Annotated in this window: 16 protein-coding genes; 3 read left to right on the plus strand and 13 right to left on the minus strand. The window is 42.0% G+C overall.

Annotation, left to right across the window (positions count from 1 at the left end; all coding sequences use genetic code 11):
• Nucleotides 1-16: 16 nt before the first annotated feature.
• From pcrA to ku, 10 genes are all read right to left on the minus strand, one after another.
• A complete protein-coding gene (gene pcrA, locus CLHUN_RS03780; protein ID WP_207559134.1) occupies nucleotides 17-2,470 on the minus strand; it encodes a DNA helicase PcrA in 2,454 nt (817 codons plus the stop codon).
• 167 nt (nucleotides 2,471-2,637) lie between these two features.
• Nucleotides 2,638-3,141 (minus strand): shikimate kinase, encoded by a 504-nt coding sequence (locus tag CLHUN_RS03785; RefSeq protein ID WP_080063409.1) that lies wholly within the window; start codon nucleotides 3,139-3,141, stop codon nucleotides 2,638-2,640.
• A gap of 59 nt (nucleotides 3,142-3,200) precedes the next feature.
• A complete protein-coding gene (locus CLHUN_RS03790) occupies nucleotides 3,201-5,084 on the minus strand; it encodes an LTA synthase family protein (protein ID WP_080063245.1) in 1,884 nt (627 codons plus the stop codon).
• Between the two features lie 175 nt (nucleotides 5,085-5,259).
• Nucleotides 5,260-5,790, minus strand: coding sequence for a ribosome hibernation-promoting factor, HPF/YfiA family (hpf, locus tag CLHUN_RS03795; protein WP_080063246.1), 531 nt, complete (start codon nucleotides 5,788-5,790; stop codon nucleotides 5,260-5,262).
• 457 nt (nucleotides 5,791-6,247) lie between these two features.
• Nucleotides 6,248-6,514: a zinc-ribbon domain containing protein gene (locus CLHUN_RS03800; protein WP_080063247.1), complete on the minus strand. Its 267-nt coding sequence runs from the start codon at nucleotides 6,512-6,514 to the stop codon at nucleotides 6,248-6,250.
• A gap of 137 nt (nucleotides 6,515-6,651) precedes the next feature.
• Nucleotides 6,652-7,575 carry a nucleotidyltransferase family protein gene (locus CLHUN_RS03805; protein ID WP_080063248.1) on the minus strand — a complete coding sequence of 308 codons (924 nt, stop codon included), beginning with the start codon at nucleotides 7,573-7,575 and terminating at the stop codon, nucleotides 6,652-6,654.
• Nucleotides 7,576-7,602: 27 nt separating this feature from the next.
• Nucleotides 7,603-8,616 (minus strand): UDP-glucose 4-epimerase GalE, encoded by a 1,014-nt coding sequence (gene galE, locus CLHUN_RS03810; RefSeq protein WP_080063249.1) that lies wholly within the window; start codon nucleotides 8,614-8,616, stop codon nucleotides 7,603-7,605.
• A gap of 154 nt (nucleotides 8,617-8,770) precedes the next feature.
• On the minus strand, nucleotides 8,771-9,676 hold the full coding sequence (gene ligD, locus CLHUN_RS03815) for a non-homologous end-joining DNA ligase (protein WP_080063250.1): 906 nt from the start codon (nucleotides 9,674-9,676) through the stop codon (nucleotides 8,771-8,773).
• Nucleotides 9,676-10,650, minus strand: coding sequence for an ATP-dependent DNA ligase (locus tag CLHUN_RS03820; protein WP_080063251.1), 975 nt, complete (start codon nucleotides 10,648-10,650; stop codon nucleotides 9,676-9,678). The genes ligD and CLHUN_RS03820 overlap by 1 nt, the downstream gene beginning before the upstream one ends.
• Complete coding sequence (ku, locus tag CLHUN_RS03825; protein WP_080063252.1) at nucleotides 10,647-11,504, minus strand: non-homologous end joining protein Ku; 858 nt, start codon at nucleotides 11,502-11,504, stop codon at nucleotides 10,647-10,649. The genes CLHUN_RS03820 and ku overlap by 4 nt, the downstream gene beginning before the upstream one ends.
• Nucleotides 11,505-11,734: 230 nt before the next feature.
• Here ku and CLHUN_RS03830 point away from each other — a divergent pair, with 230 nt between their 5' ends.
• A complete protein-coding gene (locus CLHUN_RS03830) occupies nucleotides 11,735-11,947 on the plus strand; it encodes an FmdB family zinc ribbon protein (RefSeq protein ID WP_080063253.1) in 213 nt (70 codons plus the stop codon).
• Nucleotides 11,948-12,067: 120 nt separating this feature from the next.
• Here the strand turns inward: CLHUN_RS03830 and CLHUN_RS03835 are convergent, their stop codons facing one another.
• The 3 genes from CLHUN_RS03835 to CLHUN_RS03845 all read right to left on the minus strand — a co-directional run bounded on the left by CLHUN_RS03835 (nucleotide 12,068) and on the right by CLHUN_RS03845 (nucleotide 15,634).
• Nucleotides 12,068-13,033, minus strand: a complete 966-nt coding sequence (locus tag CLHUN_RS03835; RefSeq protein ID WP_080063254.1) for a GerMN domain-containing protein — start codon at nucleotides 13,031-13,033, stop codon at nucleotides 12,068-12,070.
• A gap of 218 nt (nucleotides 13,034-13,251) precedes the next feature.
• Nucleotides 13,252-14,631: a sensor histidine kinase gene (locus CLHUN_RS03840; RefSeq protein ID WP_080063255.1), complete on the minus strand. Its 1,380-nt coding sequence runs from the start codon at nucleotides 14,629-14,631 to the stop codon at nucleotides 13,252-13,254.
• A gap of 124 nt (nucleotides 14,632-14,755) precedes the next feature.
• Nucleotides 14,756-15,634 carry an NAD(P)/FAD-dependent oxidoreductase gene (locus CLHUN_RS03845; protein ID WP_080063256.1) on the minus strand — a complete coding sequence of 293 codons (879 nt, stop codon included), beginning with the start codon at nucleotides 15,632-15,634 and terminating at the stop codon, nucleotides 14,756-14,758.
• 169 nt (nucleotides 15,635-15,803) lie between these two features.
• On the opposite strand from CLHUN_RS03845, the gene CLHUN_RS03850 reads away from it, so the two are divergent.
• Both CLHUN_RS03850 and CLHUN_RS03855 read left to right on the plus strand, forming a co-directional pair.
• Complete coding sequence (locus CLHUN_RS03850) at nucleotides 15,804-16,001, plus strand: hypothetical protein (RefSeq protein ID WP_080063257.1); 198 nt, start codon at nucleotides 15,804-15,806, stop codon at nucleotides 15,999-16,001.
• A 179-nt stretch (nucleotides 16,002-16,180) separates the two neighbouring features.
• The gene (locus CLHUN_RS03855) at nucleotides 16,181-16,498 is read left to right on the plus strand and encodes a membrane trafficking protein (protein WP_080063258.1); all 318 of its coding nucleotides are present in this window, start codon (nucleotides 16,181-16,183) and stop codon (nucleotides 16,496-16,498) included.
• The last annotated feature ends 28 nt before the right edge of the window (nucleotides 16,499-16,526 follow it).

Genomic DNA, 16,526 nt, shown 5'->3' on the forward strand with positions numbered 1-16,526 from the left:
AATCATATTTCATATGTCATTCTGCTTTTTTCAGATTGGCCATCGAAGCCATGAGCCTTTTCATACCGGCTCCCTCAAACTGAATTTCAAGCATCTGGTCGCCATTGTCCGGCGTTGCCTTGGTAATGGTCCCTCTTCCGAATTTCTTATGCTCAACTTCTTCCCCCACATTGAAGTCCGTATTCCCCGCCGGTTTTGAAACGGCAGTACCACCGGCAACAGAAGCTCCTGCTCCAAAGCCCCTTGAAACAAGATTGGAGCTCAGCAAATCCTTTAAGGAACCTGTTCCAGCCGCCTTTGGCCTGTCAGCACCAGACCCGGCAGGCGTTTTTGTTTCCCAGGGAAGTCCGGCCCCCTCACTGCTTGTCTCACCACGGCTCCTGCCTGACATGGAATTCCTGCTGCCTGAGGTTTGTGATGAACCGGAGGTTTGCGCCGAACTCCAGCTTTGACCTGAACTCCAACTTTGATTTGAACTCCAACTTTGAGCTTTAGTCCAGCCAACAGTCTCCCTGGTCTGCTGCCCGGAGCTTCTGGAGGAATCAAACGGATACTCCACCAGTTCGTCAGGTATCTCCGACAGGAACCTGGAGGGTTTGTTATAGCTGGAATTGCCAAACAGTGTCCTGAACCGGGCATTTGAAAGATACAGCTTTTCCCTTGCACGGGTTATCCCCACATAGCAGAGCCTTCTTTCTTCCTCCAACTGGTCGGGGCCCTCGGTTATAGCTCTGTAGCCCGGGAAAACGCCTTCCTCCAGTCCCGGAATGAACACGACAGGAAATTCAAGCCCTTTGGCACTGTGCATGGTCATCAATACCACATAGTCCTGTTCCTCTTGGAGATTGTCCAGGTCTGAAACAAGTGATACATGTGCAAGGAATTCTTCCAGACTGTTGTCTTCACTGTTTTTTTCAAACTCCATGGCAACTGATTTCAATTCCTTTATATTTTCTATTCTGGATTGTGCTTCAACTGTATTTTCCATCTCATACTCTCTTAAAATGCCGGTATCATCCACCACCAAGTCCAACAACTGGGCAATGCCCATGTTTTCCTTCATGGTCCTGAGCTTTAGTATCATTGTGGAAAAATTCCCCAGCTTATTTGCCGCCCTTTTCAGGGAAGGGCATTCCTCTGCATTGGAGATAATGGAGAATATGGACACTCCGCTTTCAAGGGCCAGGTTCTCTGCCGCATCAACCGTTGCATCACCAATTCCTCTTTTGGGAACATTGACGACCCTTTTGAGGCTGACGTTATCAGCCGGATTCTGTATCAATCTCAGATAGGCAATTATGTCCTTGATTTCCTTTCTGTCATAGAACTTCTGTCCTCCCACAATTTTATAAGGCAGTCCTTCACGCATAAACATTTCTTCAAGCACACGGGACTGGGCATTTATCCTGTACAGCACTGCAAACTCCCTGTACTTCCTGTTATCTTCCATTGCAAGCCTCTGAATTTCCCTTGCGGTATACAGGGCTTCCTCATGTTCATTGTCATTTTCACATATTACTATCCTGCTTCCGCCCTTGTTGTCGGTCCAAAGGCTTTTTGATTTCCTGCCGGTATTGTTTTTGATTACATAGTTTGCGGCATCCAGGATATTCTGGGTCGACCTGTAATTCTGCTCCAGCTTTATGGTTTTACAGCCTTTAAAATCCTTCTCAAAGTCCAGGATATTCCTTATATTTGCACCTCTCCATCCATAAATGGACTGGTCATCATCACCTACCACGCACAAATTCCCATGAGCTTCAGACAGCTTTCTTACCAGGGTATACTGTGCCGTATTGGTATCCTGATACTCGTCTACAAGAATATATCTGAATTTTCTCTGGTAGTATTCCAGCACCTCCGGGTTCTGCTCAAACAGCCTTATGGTATTCATTATTATGTCGTCGAAATCCAGGGCGTTGTTGCTTTTAAGCTTTTTCTGATACAGGCTGTACAGCTTGGATATCTTGCCCATGCGAAAATCGGAGGCATACAGTTTTTCAAAATGGACTGCATCAATAAGCTCGTCCTTTTGCTTACCTATTGTTTCAAGCACAGACTTGGGGGGGAAATTCTTTTCGTTGATATTAAGCTCTTTTATACATTCCTTTATTACTACCTGCTGATCCTGGGTGTCATAGATTACGAAGCTTTTATCGTAGCCCAGCTTCTCAATATCTCTCCGGAGCATCCTTATGCATATTGAGTGGAAGGTTCCCACCCACATATCGTTACCCAGGTTTCCGATAAGGTTGTCTATCCTTTCCCGCATCTCCCTTGCAGCCTTGTTTGTAAAGGTGATAGCCAATATATTGTAGGGCAGTACCCCCTGTTCCCTTATAAGATATGCTATTCTGTTGGTTAAGACTCTCGTCTTTCCAGAACCCGCCCCTGCCAGTATCAATAGCGGCCCCTCATCGTGCAGCACCGCATTTTTTTGTTCCGCGTTCAACCCGTTTAATAAATCCATTTCTTCCTCCATATACTAAATACTGCATTCACTCAACCGCCTTTACCCATAACATTGCAAATGCCGAGGTGTAAAATTCAGCCCGGCATAAATGGGAATGCAGCAATTGAGAAATGCAATCTAAAAACAGCTTTATCAATTATATTTATTATATTTCATTTTCAGTTTTATGACAAGGAAGCCAACTGGCAATGAACAGCCTCCAGTGTGTCCTCAATAGAGTTATTTGAGCAGTCCAGCTTTATATCGGCATATTTTTCATACAAAGGTTCTCTCTCTCTGTAGAGGTCTTCCAGAGTCTGCCCCTTGCTCAAAACCACTCCTCTGGTCTTCAGGTTCCTCAGCCGCTTGTTGACAGTCTTCATGGTAATATACAGATATATGACAATTCCATCCTCTTTCAGGTGCTTCATGGCCTTTTCGCTGTACACGGCACTGCCGCCGGTAGCTATAACAGTATTTTGGCAGGCAAGTGAAAGTATGGCTTCCTCCTCCTTCTCCAAAAAACCACCGGCGCCCTGGGTGTTCAGAATATCCTGAAGCAATCTTCCATGCCTGGTTTGAATCAGAACATCCGTATCAATGAAATCCATGCCCAGATTCTTTGCTATTATAACACCGACCGTACTCTTACCGGCACTCGGCATGCCAATCAAAACAATATTCTTCACGCTGTACCCTTTCCGTCTGAATTTACAGTCATATGGCAAAAGTATGCCCCGGCAGGCTCCTATTTATTTTTAAAATAGTCGGATCTTATTGCCATGTCGGCATACTCAAGTCCCTGAAGAATTTCAGCTTTCCTGGACTCTGCCATGTTTCCCCGGAATTCGCCATTTGATAAAAGAACATAGTCTTCTCTCGTATTCATAAGGTTTCTTCCAAACACCGTATTCTCGTATTCACTTTCATCTATGCCCAGCATATACAGGAGCGTCGGCATAAGGTCTATCTGACCGCCGGTGGTATGGATTGTTTGTGCCTGCTGTCCTTTACTGTAGATAATCAGGGGTATCCTTTTATCGTTATCAAGCCACCAATCCTGTGAAGGCTTGATATTTTGTATTTCATCGTTAAAGTACTTGTGCACCGAGTCATGGTCGCCGTATACCGCCAGAACCGTATTATCCAGCACTCCGGACTTATCAAGCTCATCAATAAAGGTTCCTATGCAGCCGTCGGTATAATTGATGCTCTGAAAATAACCGCCCAGCCTGCTTTCAGCCAGTGCTCCCTCCAGCTTCAGCTTCTGGTGCCGCTGGGGCATTTCAAATGGGGAGTGGCTGGACAATGTTACCATAAAATTATAGAAAGGTGCCTTCTGCTTTATTACGGTATCTTTTACCTGCCTTAAAAAGGATCCGTCACTCAGGCCAAGGAAAATAACTTCATCCATACTAAAGCTTTTAGAATCTATACACTGCTGAAAACCAATGTTTTTCAGTGCTTCCATCCAGTTCCAATACTCTCCGTTATCAGGATGTATGGCTTTGGTGCTGTAACCATGCTTCTCCATTATAGCCGGCATGGAATTATATCTTGTATAGGGGAACCTGAAAAAAGTACTGCCTTTTCTGACAGGGAAAACAGAGGTATTTGTCATAAGATCGGCATCGGAGCTTGTCCCCTCATTTATCTGCGCATAATAATTATCAAAGTATATTCCGTTTGACAGAAGCTTGTTAAGGCTGGGTGTTATCTCCTGCCCGTCCACCGACTTGCCGATAACGAAGTTTTCCAGGGATTCCACCTGAAGAATCAGCAGGTTCTTGCCTTTATATATACCCTTGTAGCTGTCGGGCGGGAGCTTTTCATTTTTTTTGTCTATCCACGACTGAATATCCGCCCTGTCCTTATCTGATATATTGTAGGGCTTAAAATCCGAGAAAAAAACATAGCAGTCATATACATGATATCCCATGGGTGAAGTATTCCGTATTGTCTGGGCGGGATTCCAATGTGTATAAAAAATATAATCATTTTTGCTGCTGCCGTATACATCAATAGCTATATGGCTTGCTGTAATGTACCCCACCGATATCAGGATTATGGTAAAAAAAGCAATCAGCCTGGCCTTGAGGTTTGTAAACAAAGGGGATGAGTATTCCACCAGATTCCGGGTCACTATTAATAAGACGGCTATGATGGGTATATCAAAGCCAAACACTATGTCACAGGGTCTGAACATGGCAAATATACTGTCCCATAAGTTGTTAAGGTTGCCTGTCTGCCTTAATAGCTGGGTTGATAGGAAATTTCCGCTGGCCCTGATATACACGGCATCAAATGCAAAGAGAAAGGAACAAAGAAAATTAAGTATCAAAAGGACCCACAGCCTTCCCCTATTCCTGGCAAGCAGGCTGAAGGCCGCTATTATTAATAAAAACGCCACACATATGGGCATATATGTTATATTTTTCAAGCCGCGGGACATGTCAATCAAGGATTGATTGCTGCTGTTGACAAAACCCATAAGCACAATGGATTTTATGAGCAGCATAGCTAAAGTCAAAAAGAACAACCACTCTTGAAGAAGGTATCCCAACAATCCGGTTCCTCGTTTCAAGCTTCTTCTATAAGCTACGGTAACACCGTAAGAGGTTTTTGCCATCATATTAAATTTTCTCCCACAAAAACACATTATTTTAAAATCAAATTTGTAGTAATTATATTACTTTAGCGGAGGAAAAGTCAATTGCCGCAGACTTAAAAGCTCCTCTTCCCGCCGGAAACCGGCAGAAAAAGGAGCTTGGCAGCTTATACATTCACATGGGGACAAATAACATACATCAGAATTCCGGCTCAATCAAGCCATAGTTTCCGTCCTTGCGCTTATACACCACATTTACCTGTCTGGTGTCAGCATTATAGAACATAAAGAATTCATGTCCCAGAAGATTCATCTGAAGGACTGCTTCTTCAACATCCATGGGTTTTACCGCAAATCTTTTGGATCTTACGATTCTGAACTCTTTTTCTTCAGGAACCTCATCGGTAAACTTCACATTATCAAATCTGAAATCATTTTCATGGAGTCTTCTTTCCAGCCTGGTTCTGTTCTTTCTGATTTGTCTTTCCAAAAGGTCTATGGTCTTATCTATGGAGGAATACATGTCCTCGTTTGATTCTTCCGCTCTTAATACTATTCCGTTGAAAGGAATGGTTACTTCAACAATCTGCCTGCTTTTCTGTACGCTCAAGGTAACATGAGCCTCGGTCTCACCTGTAAAAAATTTATCGAGCTTGTTTATTTTTTTAGTTACCCTCTCCTTGAGACCTTCGGTAACATCAATATTTTTTCCTGTAATGATAATTTTCATAAATAACAGCCCCTCTCTGAATTTGGTGTACTTCAAACTTTGAGCAATTTATATAACGGTACTTGTTACAATTTGTTATTTCTACATCATTTGAACAAAATCCTTCAAATTTTTAATGTTTTCTCATTTGAAAACAAAATTTTCAAAACTTTAAATCAAAGTATTAACAATAGACAAAAGAGTTTTGCACAATTCTTCAACAAAACACCTGTTTTGTGTATAGCTTTCTGTGGATAATGTGCATAACCTTGTTTATAACTGCTATAATGAGGAATTTGACCTGTGGAATACTTCTGAATATTTTTTTGAGCCTCATACTATTATCTGCATTGAGGAAAGCTTTTATAATGGGCATATTTTCTGAATTTTTCCAATTTAGGACAAAATGAATAAAAAAAGCAGGTTGACCATGTAAATGCCAGCCTACCCAAATATACTATTTGGTTTTTATCATCTATTAAATTTTTTTACTTGAATAACACTTGCTACAGAAAACAGGCTTATCCAAATGTGGTTTGAAAGGAACCCTCGTGGGTTGTCCGCATTCAGCGCATACCGCATCATACAGCTCTTTTTTTGCCGAATGATCTCTTTTTCCTCTACAAGCCTTACATCTTGTAGGTTCGTTTTGGAATCCCTTTTCAGCGTAAAATTCCTGCTCTCCGGCTGAAAAAATAAATTCCTCACCACATTCCTTGCAAACCAAGGTTTTGTCATTATACATTGTATCGCCCCTCACTTAACAGGTATTTTAATATTTTACATTATATTACATACACTACCATTATTCAATATTTATTTTTTATGGCAGCCCTGTCATATGGAAGTTAAGGAGTCCGAAACACTTTTCCCAGGCTTTTTTCAGCGTTCCCACAGCCTGGCAGGGTATTTGCCTTCCAGCACCATATTGCCTATGGATTGACGGACTACAGGCTTATCCTCCTGATAGGTAACGCCATACCACCTGTCATTTGTTGAAAGAACTTTTACATCAGCCTTTCCTGTCTTTATGAGATTATCAACCACCGTGGGAAGGAAAAACTCTGCTTTGAGGATATTATCCCTGCTTTTTTCAAGGAATATGGGAAACTGCTCCTCCAGTTCGTTGAAAAGACTGGGATTAAAACCCCAGGTGTTCATTGAGACAATGTTTCCCTTTGGTATGACAATCCAGTCACGGTCGTCCTCGGTATATTTTGTCTGGTCTCCGAAATTCATTATTTTAGTTCTCTCATTTATGTCCATGAGGTTGCCGGCAGTATCCACATTGCATACACCTCTTGCAACATGTCCGTTTTCCGTCAATGTATTTTCAAGAATAAAGCCTACCATGCAGTATTTATATTTTCCCGGGCTGTCCTGGTTGCCGGAAAGAAAATCATATAAAAGCCTATAGGTTTCAGCTCCATAAAAATCATCCGCATTAATGACTGCAAACGGAGTTTTTACAGCTTTTCCGGCACTGAGCACGGCATGTCCCGTCCCCCAGGGCTTAACCCTGCCCTCGGGTACATCAAATCCCCCGGGCAAATTTCCAAGGCTCTGATAGACATACTCAACCTCTACCAGACCTTCAATTTTCTTTCCCACAACTTCCCGAAAGGTTTCTTCTATTTCCTTTTTTATAATGAATACCACTTTGCCGAAGCCTGCCTTAATGGCGTCATAAATGGAATACTCCATTATTATTTCCCCATTTGGTCCCACAGGGTCAATTTGCTTAAGCCCGCCGTACCTGCTTCCCATTCCGGCAGCCATTATTACTAAAGTAGCCTTGTTAATCATGAATGTGTCTCCCTATGTCACTATTATCTATTTATAGCCTTCTGGATTTTGTGACTGCCATCTCCACGAATCCCTGCACATTTCATCAATTCCCTTTTCCGCAGTCCAGCCCAATTCCTCCTGTGCCCTGCGGGTTTCTGCATAGCAGGCGGCAATATCTCCGGGTCTTCTTTCCATCAGCTTATAGGGTAATTCCTTTCCGCAGGCTTTGGAATAAGCCTTTATCATATCAAACACGCTGTAGCCTTTGCCTGTCCCCAGATTATACGGTCTGATCCCCACATGTTCCTTCTTCAGCTTTTCCAGAGCCTTCACATGTCCCTTTGCAAGGTCCACCACATGTATATAGTCTCTGACTCCGGTACCGTCAGCGGTAGCATAATCATTTCCAAATACCCTGACTTCCTTATGCTTTCCCACAGCCACCTGGGATATAAACGGAACCAGATTGTTGGGAATCCCATTCGGGTCTTCACCTATTGTCCCGCTGCTGTGTGCCCCAATCGGGTTAAAATATCTCAAAAGCGCAATATTCCATGAGTTGTCGGAGTAGTGCAAATCTTTCAATATGTCTTCAATCATCAGCTTTGTTTTCCCGTAAGGATTTGTCGCCGACAGGGGAAAGTCCTCGGAAATAGGTACGCTGGCAGGATCTCCATAAACTGTTGCAGATGAGCTGAAAACCAGATTCTTAACCTGGTATTTCTGCATAAGTTCACATAGGATAAACGTTCCGGTTAAATTGTTGTGGTAGTATTTCAACGGGATTGAAACCGATTCTCCCACTGCTTTCAAACCCGCAAAATGTATAACATATTCTATTTTTTCGTTTATAAAGACCTTTTCCAATGCGGCTTTGTCGAGTAAATCAATTTTATAGAATTTTACTTCCTTACCGCTTATCTTTTCGACTCTTTCAACAGCGGTTTCCTTGCTGTTGCTGAGATTATCCACAATGACGACCTCATAACCTGCCAAAAGCAGCTCCACGCACGTATGGGTCCCTATGTAACCGGCACCCCCGGTAACCAGTACTGACATAATAATATCCTCCTGCTGTTTTGTTTTGAGCATAAACTTTTTTCTATTGTATAATCAATTGCAACGCAATTAGTTAAGATTTTCTTAATTTTAGTATAATTTTCCTTTACAATTGGATTACATTATTGTATACAAAATCAACGGATAAAGCAACCTACCATTTCTTCAATTGCTTGAGCACCTGGTCAAGCTGACGGCTGTTATCGCACCGCAGCATGGGTTCGAACAAATCCCCCTTCTGCTCAAGGCGTGCCGCCATGTTTTTAAGCGTAAACATTTCAGGGCGGATATTGCCCAGTTCTCCCCATTCGACGGGTGCCGAAACGGCAGCGCTTTTTACGGCTCTGGCAGAGTATGCCGCAATCATGCTTTTCCCGTACCACATCTGAAGCCAGTCAAAGTATATCTTTCCTTCCCGCTTTTTTTTCATCCTCTCCATAGTGAGGTTTTTGCCCAATTTATGGACAAAGTAGCCGGCAAAAAATTCATTCAGCGCTCTGGCGGTATCATAATCATATTTTTCTCCTGTGGGAATAAATATTTGAAGGCCAGTTGCTCCCGAGGTTTTGATAAATCCTGTAATCCCCAGTGCCACAAGGGTTTCATGTATGCGGGCTGCAATTTCCGAAACTTCTTCAAAGCTATTTCCTTCATCAGGATCCAGATCAAAAACCAGGCAGGCCGGATTGTCAGGTTTTTCATAAGAATTAAAGCCGGTGTGCAATTCAAGTGCTGCCTGAGAGCACAGCCATACCAAAGTCGCTGCCGAGTTGAGTACAATATAATTCTTGTGGTTGAATTGGACGGTTTTAACCCATTGCGGAGTATTTGCAGGCCTTTCCTTCTGAAAAAAGCTCTTGTCGCCTATCCCATGGGGATAGCGTATGGAGGTCAGCAGTCTGTTTCCCGAATACCTTGTCACAAACGGGGCAAGCTGCGTCATGGTCTTTATAAATTCCAGCTTGGTAATATTTGCTTCCGGCCAATATACCTTATCCGGACTTTTGACATTTATTATTTTATTTTCAATTTCAACTTTTATATCAGAAACAATTTCCACTACTCTGTCAACACCTTTCCATCCGCCTTATCAGGAGGTATATTTGTAAAGCCCAGTATTTTGGGATGTCTGAAATGGCCGTCATTGGACAGCTCCAGAAAGCCCACCCAGCAGGTCAGGGCGGGAGAAATCCAGGTCAGTTCGCAACCTTGGCTGTCCATATTTCTGATGCTGTCTCCAGTAAAGGGGCATTCTTTTTGCACCAGCCGGCCTTTGTAATTTTTCAGAAGCAGGATATCGGCGCCCTTCAAGCCAAGTGAAGCCTTTCCCATATATACAAGCCCGGAGCTTTCCTCTGTCCTGATACCCATTACAAGTGAATTGGGAAGTTCCTCCTTCCATAAAATCCCGCCTATGATGCAAAGCATTTTCTTTGTAAATTTGGTCTTGAACCATTCATTATGCTTCTTTCCCGGCAGATACAAGCTGCTGCGGCTCTTTGAAACAATTCCCTCCATATTCCTCAGCTTCATATTTTCATACAGTTCCACACCGTTTTCAAATACCTGGGATACAAAAAAGCTACTGTTGCCTTGCAGCTTGGGGGCTATCACCCTTTCAAGGATTTCCTTCCTTTCGTGCAGGGGCTTTTTCGTAAGCATTTTGTCTTCCAGCATCAGGATATCAAATATTACATACCTGACCGGATAGTTTTTTAAGTAATGCTGAAGGTTCTTTCTGTTTTTAACGGTTTCTCTCAGAAGGATATTATGGAAGCCGGGCTGTCCGCTGCCGTCCAACACTATCATTTCACCGTCAAGCACCGCATTCTGTTTGCCAATCATGGTTTCAAGCTGTTTCAGCTCAGGATAGAATTCCGTCCTTTCATTTCCTTTTTTCGTGAAGATACGCAAGCTTCCGTCCTTTACATATGTCATCCCTCTGATGCCGTCCCACTTTATTTCATGGATGAACCCGTCACCCTGCTTTATCTCATCGGAAGCCACAGGCTCCATGGGAATTATGAAGTTCATGGCTGTACAGGCTCCTTGGCTTTACTGGGCTTTCTGCCGCCTTTCCTGCTTTTTGCTTCCTTCGCTTCCCCTTTTTCCGCCTTTTCGCTTTTGGACATCTGAATGCTCTGTTTCAGAGCTTCCATCAGACTGACAATGTTATCCTTATCAGTTTCCTTTTGAACTACAAACTCCTTGCCTTCAACCTTGGCATTTATTTTTTCAAGCAGCCGTTCCCTGTAAGTATCACTATACTTTTGCGGACTGAATTCCGTTGTGAGATTATCAATCAATTGTGTTGCCATGTCCAGTTCGGCCTTTGTCGTCTGGAGGTTTTCAGGCACACCGGGAACCAGCTTTGAATCCCTTACTTCATCAGGATAAAAGATTGTTTCCAGCATCAGCACATTATTATACACCCGGATGACAGCAAGGGACTCCCTATCTCTTATGGTAATCTTTGCTACAGCTATTCTCTTTTTACTGCCGAGAGCTTCCCTCAATAAGGTATAGGCCTTGCCTCCCGTCTCCTGGGGGCCTAAAAAATATGTCTTGTCAAAATATATCGGATCTATTTCCTCCAGACTCACAAAATCCATTATTTCTACCGTCTTTTCGCTTTTCACCTCAAGGTCTTCAAAATCCTCTTCGGTCATAATCACAAATTTGCCGGGCTCATATTCATAGCCTCTGACAATTTCCTCAGGCCCTACATCCTTATTGCATGCCGGACAGGTTTTTTTGTACTTTACAGGCGTATGACACTCCTTGTGAATATATTTGAATCTTATATCCTTGTCTTCGGTGGCAGTAAACATTTTAACAGGTATATTTACAAGTCCGAAGCTGATAGAACCCTTCCATACCGTATGCATAAATCCTCCCTTGTACTAGCTTGCTTACTTTAAAATCCTGCTTTGCTCTTACAGTATTTTTCGTATAAAAAACTATATTATACACTGCGGGATGCTTTAATATTTACTGCTTCCTGCTAAATATGCTATAATCCAGCTAGTAGTCTATAAAATCTGAAACTTATATTGCTTAGGCAAGGGAAAATTTTTTAACAAGAAATTTTGAAATCATCTGGAAGGAGATATGTGAAATGCCTTTTTATGACCTGAAATGCCCTAAATGCGGGAATGAATTTAATATCATGGCTAAGATGAGCGATAGGGAAAATAATCTCATAAACTGCCCTCATTGCGGCAGCAATCAGTTGGATACCGTATTTAAAAGCGTTAATATAATCCAGTCCAAAAAATCAAAGGATGAATGTCCAAACAGGCATGTGTGCGGTGGCTGCTGCAACCACTGATGCTCAAATGCCCGCTTCCTTATAACATAAAGCAAGGCATCTTATTACCTGCAGCAGCTTCGGGTTCATCGAATCTGTAATAAGATACCTTGCATATTTTGAAAAGGATATATATTTAGTTTATTCCAGCGGATCCAAATCGGTCTCAATATCTGTACTGGTCTTCTGGTCCTTGGCAGGGCTTTCCTTTGTAGGATTTTCCTTGGAGGGGCTTTCCTTTGCAGGACTCTCTTTTGCAGGGCTTTCCTTGGCCGGGCTTTCTTTTGCAGGGCTCTCTTTGGCCGGACTTTCCTTGGCCGGGCTTTCCTTGGCCGGGCTTTCCTTGGCCGGACTTTCTATGGAAGGACTGGTTTGATTCTTTTCTTTACCTTCATTTATCTTGTTTTCCTGTTGGCCTTTATTTATGATTTCATTATTGTTTTCTATTTTGGTGCCCTTGTTTATGTTGCCCTTCTCTTTTGCAGTATCTCCGTCAAGCTTTATTACATCCTGCTCCTCCGGCTGGTCAGAGTTCAGGTATGCTGACCTTGGAAATGAGATATCCAGTTGATAGCTGCCTTTAAAGTCCTTCCTTACCTTACCGTCAATTTTAAACTGTACTGATTTTATGTCCTTTATTTCCGTCAGGGTATTAACTATTGAATACAAGGTAAGCTGCTCATTTTTCTTTCCTCCCTGGTGCTTTTCAATAAATTCCTTTGTGAGATCCACTGTGGCAATACCGTCTTTAATTGATACATCCGAATGGACTTTGGTTTCCTGGGGTATGCTTGACTGCAGCAGGCTCCCTTTTGCCGGCCCTGAAATAAGTTCCTTGACAAGAACCGTTGCCAGATTGGACTCTCCCTTTGATACCTCAGTGTTGTCAATATACCTGGTTTCCGGTGCAAGTTTACCTTGTTCATTTATAAAATACAATTTGTAGGGAGTCTTATTTTTCAATTCGCCTGCCTGATTTTCACCAAGGGAAACACTGCTGGCCGGGGTTAATTCGTCTATGCCCGAGCTTTTATCAACCGAACCGCATCCGGCAAACAAAGTCATTGTAATAGCACACACCAAAATCAAACTAAATATTTTTCGCATCTCATTGACACCTCACATTAAAATGTTAAAGCTGTTTATATGAATATTCATCCTTACACAACTATTTCTATGCCCAGGCTTTTTGAAGTATTCTATCTTGTCATATTTTTTTATTATTTTTGAGTGTACATGAAATATGGCATGAGGGAAATAATTGCTGCATACAAAAAGAGACTGCATATTAATTTTATAACAGTCTCCTTGATGAAAAATGTTTATTAATGGGTGAGTTTGTTGGACTTTATCACTCTTTCCAGAGGAAACAGCAGCGACATGGTTGTGCCATGATTTACCTTGCTGTTGATTCTCAATTGGCCGTTGTGTGAGCTCATGACCTTATAGCAGTAGCTCAGACCCAGGCCGAAATTGTTCTTTCCCTTTTTGATGGAATAGAAGGGAGTCAGCACCTTATCCAGAGCTTCTCTTTCTATGCCTACTCCGTTATCAGCCACAAGGACGCAGAATTTATCCTCGCCGGTTTCCGCGTCTATACAGATCAAACCTTGTTTTTCGATTGCTTCTATTGAATTTATCAGCAGATTGCGAAGCACCTCTGATATATGTACCGCATCTATCATAATTGTGGTATCTTCCTGAATCTTGTTTATTATTTGTATCTGCTTTCCGTTTATCATGGGAAGCACCTGATTAATGGCTTTTTCAACAAGAATCTTCAAAATATAGGGCTCTATATCCATTTCCATTGTTCTGAATTTATTTATCCTGTGGGTAAACTCATTAAGGTTTTTGCAGGATTCCTTTATAATCGCCAGTTTCCTGTCTGTTCCGGGACTTATGGCCTCAACCGATCTGATGGTATCGACACATAGGTTTATAGTGGAGGCCTCGTTTTTTACGGCATGAGAAACCATGCTCATTCCGTTGATCATGGTTTCAATGGTTTCTCCCAGATTAAACCTTTCCACCTTCAATCGTATACCAAGCACGCCATATCTGACTGCAAGGTATACGAAGACTATGAACTGGAAAAGGATAATCCAGATATTGAGATACCAGACTTCGTGATAGCCTACCGCCACGGACAGATAGCTGGTCCACATTATACTCAGGGTGGTTGGAATGACAAATATACTGGTTACTATAATATTATATCTTTTTTTATTGTCTTTTTCTCTGAATATGCTTATTGACAGAATTATGATTGATGCCAGGGTATAAAGCACCACCCAGGCTGAAAGCACTTTATAATTGGGACTAAAGTATGGATCCAGGGGATACATGATGAACATGAGAATGCTTGGAATAGAAAGCAGCAGCATTATGACTTTTTTAGTACCTGCTTTAATATTGAAATCCATAAAATTAGTAAGGTACAAAATAAATCCAATTAATGCATAGGTGGCTATATAATGCTGCAGCACATCTGCTATGCCTTTGCCGACCACCGCAAAAAACTCCAGTTTTTCATTGTCAAATCTGCCCACAAAGGGAATAATATTATCTTTAAAAATAACTGCGACTCCTCCAAAGCCGTTCAAAAACAAGCAACTGCTTACCCACCATGCCCAGGGTGTCTTTGGGTTGGCATATATGAGCAGTATTGCAATTAGCCATAATAGAATAAAAATTACAAACATGACAAGTCTCCTGTTTTTATTTGTGCTGCAGTTATCGTGTCAATTTTATCACAAAAACACCTCCTGTTCAACCGACAGCCTATTCAAGGCTTGGGGCTTTTATTTATGAAAATTATACATAAAATCAGTTCTTCAAGCTTCTGACATATTCTATTATCTGCCTTGCGGCCAAAGCCCCCTGACCCACTGCGGTAGAAACCTGCCTGAGGCCTCCCGTGCAATCTCCGGCAGCAAATAACCCGCTCAGGTTTGTTCCCTGCTTTTCATCAACCGCAATGGCATTCCCCTTTGTTATTACTCCCAGCTTTCTTGCGAAATCTATACTGCTTGCGGAATCGTAAGCCACAAACAAGCCGTCCAGCTTTTCCCTGGAACCGTTCTCAAATACCAGACTTTCAACGGCTTCCTTGCCGTCAATGGACTTTATTATATCCTTGTTTATTTTATACCTGGCAGCAATGTTTTTAAACTTTTCAGACAGTTCAAGCTCCCTGCCGTTGGTGTAAATGGTTATGTCCCCTGTAAGGGGCTCCAGCTCCATGGCTTCATGAATTGCGAAATCCTTATAGCCCAGTACTCCTACTTTCAGTCCCCTGTAAAAAAACCCGTCACAGGTTGTGCAATAGCTGACGCCATTTCCCTCAAATTCACTGATACCCTTTATTTTTATCCGGGCAATCTGCTGCCCTGTGGCCAGTAGTACCGCCTTGCCCGAATAGTTATTGTCGGTGGTATAGACCTCGAAAAATTCACTTTTTTCAAGGGCAACCACTTCACTATTCTCAAATTTCACACCTAGCTTAAGAGCCTGCGTCTCCCCCTGTTCAAGCAGGTGTTTGCCTGATACGGGCTCCGCGAAGCCAAAATAATTTTCTACCCTGTCAGCTTTCTTCAGAACGCTTTTGTCCTGTCCCAGCACCAGGGTTCTCAAGCCCGCCCGGACTGTGTAGATGGCGGCAGACAAGCCTGCCGGCCCCTTTCCTATGATTATCACGTCAAACATACAAACCTCCTGTACGCCGTATTTCCGGCAGAAAATATCAAAACCCGAAACTTCAATTATATATAATATACCATCAATATATTTTTTTAAAATTATTTTTTCTCCTGTAACAACTTTTATGAAAACAACATAGTATGCAATATCTTAAATATTTTATGGAGGTAAAGTTATGGGATGTTTTGGTGGATCAAGTAATGGTTTCGGATGTGAATGGCTCATCATTCTGGCTATCATTTTCTTCTGCTGCTGCAACAATGGATCCGGTTGCTTCTCAGATCTGTTTGACGATTGCACTTTAGTATGGCTTGCAATAATTCTTTTACTGTTGTTCGTATGCTGCAGTGACAATTGTGACGACGACTGCTAATTGCTCAACGTCCATATGAAAACTATTTGAATAGAAGCTTGGGTTATAAATCCAAGCTTCTATTTCAAATTCAAAATAGTTTTTACATAATAGGCTTGTCAGCCTGCATACACTGTAATAGCGGCTAATTATCTTTATTATTTTGTTTATTCGCTGCACTGCGGCGGGATGGAGGTTTTATGGGAGAAAATTCATTAAGCAAAAAATTACAGGAACTGTTAGCGGATAAAATGGTGCAGTCAAAAGTAAATCAAGCCATAGACATGCTAAAGAAAGACAATTCCGACGAGCTGGTCAAAAAACTTGAAAAAGTCGACAAAAAGGAATTGATGGAAAAAATCAACGAGTTCGATGAGGAAAAAATTAAGAATATGAAGATTGACAAGGATGAAATAAAAAAGAAGGTAACCCAAAGTGACCTTGACAAGTTGGAGAAGCTTTTGGGAAAAGACAGTAAGGATATTATGAAAAAGGTGAATGATTTCCTGAACTCATAAAAATTGCCGGCTTTTCATTACTTTTTAT

The sequence above is a fragment of the Ruminiclostridium hungatei genome (assembly GCF_002051585.1).
Classification (GTDB): Bacteria; Bacillota; Clostridia; order Acetivibrionales; family DSM-1351; genus Ruminiclostridium; species Ruminiclostridium hungatei.

Coding starts and splice junctions, on each gene's coding strand:
- pcrA (WP_207559134.1), bottom strand. CDS start 2,470: ATGGATTTATTAAACGGGTTGAACGCGGAACAAAAAAATGCGGTGCTG.
- CLHUN_RS03790 (WP_080063245.1), bottom strand. CDS start 5,084: ATGATGGCAAAAACCTCTTACGGTGTTACCGTAGCTTATAGAAGAAGC.
- hpf (WP_080063246.1), bottom strand. CDS start 5,790: ATGAAAATTATCATTACAGGAAAAAATATTGATGTTACCGAAGGTCTC.
- CLHUN_RS03800 (WP_080063247.1), bottom strand. CDS start 6,514: ATGTATAATGACAAAACCTTGGTTTGCAAGGAATGTGGTGAGGAATTT.
- CLHUN_RS03805 (WP_080063248.1), bottom strand. CDS start 7,575: ATGATTAACAAGGCTACTTTAGTAATAATGGCTGCCGGAATGGGAAGC.
- galE (WP_080063249.1), bottom strand. CDS start 8,616: ATGTCAGTACTGGTTACCGGGGGTGCCGGTTACATAGGGACCCATACG.
- CLHUN_RS03820 (WP_080063251.1), bottom strand. CDS start 10,650: ATGAACTTCATAATTCCCATGGAGCCTGTGGCTTCCGATGAGATAAAG.
- ku (WP_080063252.1), bottom strand. CDS start 11,504: ATGCATACGGTATGGAAGGGTTCTATCAGCTTCGGACTTGTAAATATA.
- CLHUN_RS03830 (WP_080063253.1), top strand. CDS start 11,735: ATGCCTTTTTATGACCTGAAATGCCCTAAATGCGGGAATGAATTTAAT.
- CLHUN_RS03835 (WP_080063254.1), bottom strand. CDS start 13,033: ATGCGAAAAATATTTAGTTTGATTTTGGTGTGTGCTATTACAATGACT.
- CLHUN_RS03840 (WP_080063255.1), bottom strand. CDS start 14,631: ATGTTTGTAATTTTTATTCTATTATGGCTAATTGCAATACTGCTCATA.
- CLHUN_RS03845 (WP_080063256.1), bottom strand. CDS start 15,634: ATGTTTGACGTGATAATCATAGGAAAGGGGCCGGCAGGCTTGTCTGCC.
- CLHUN_RS03850 (WP_080063257.1), top strand. CDS start 15,804: ATGGGATGTTTTGGTGGATCAAGTAATGGTTTCGGATGTGAATGGCTC.
- CLHUN_RS03855 (WP_080063258.1), top strand. CDS start 16,181: ATGGGAGAAAATTCATTAAGCAAAAAATTACAGGAACTGTTAGCGGAT.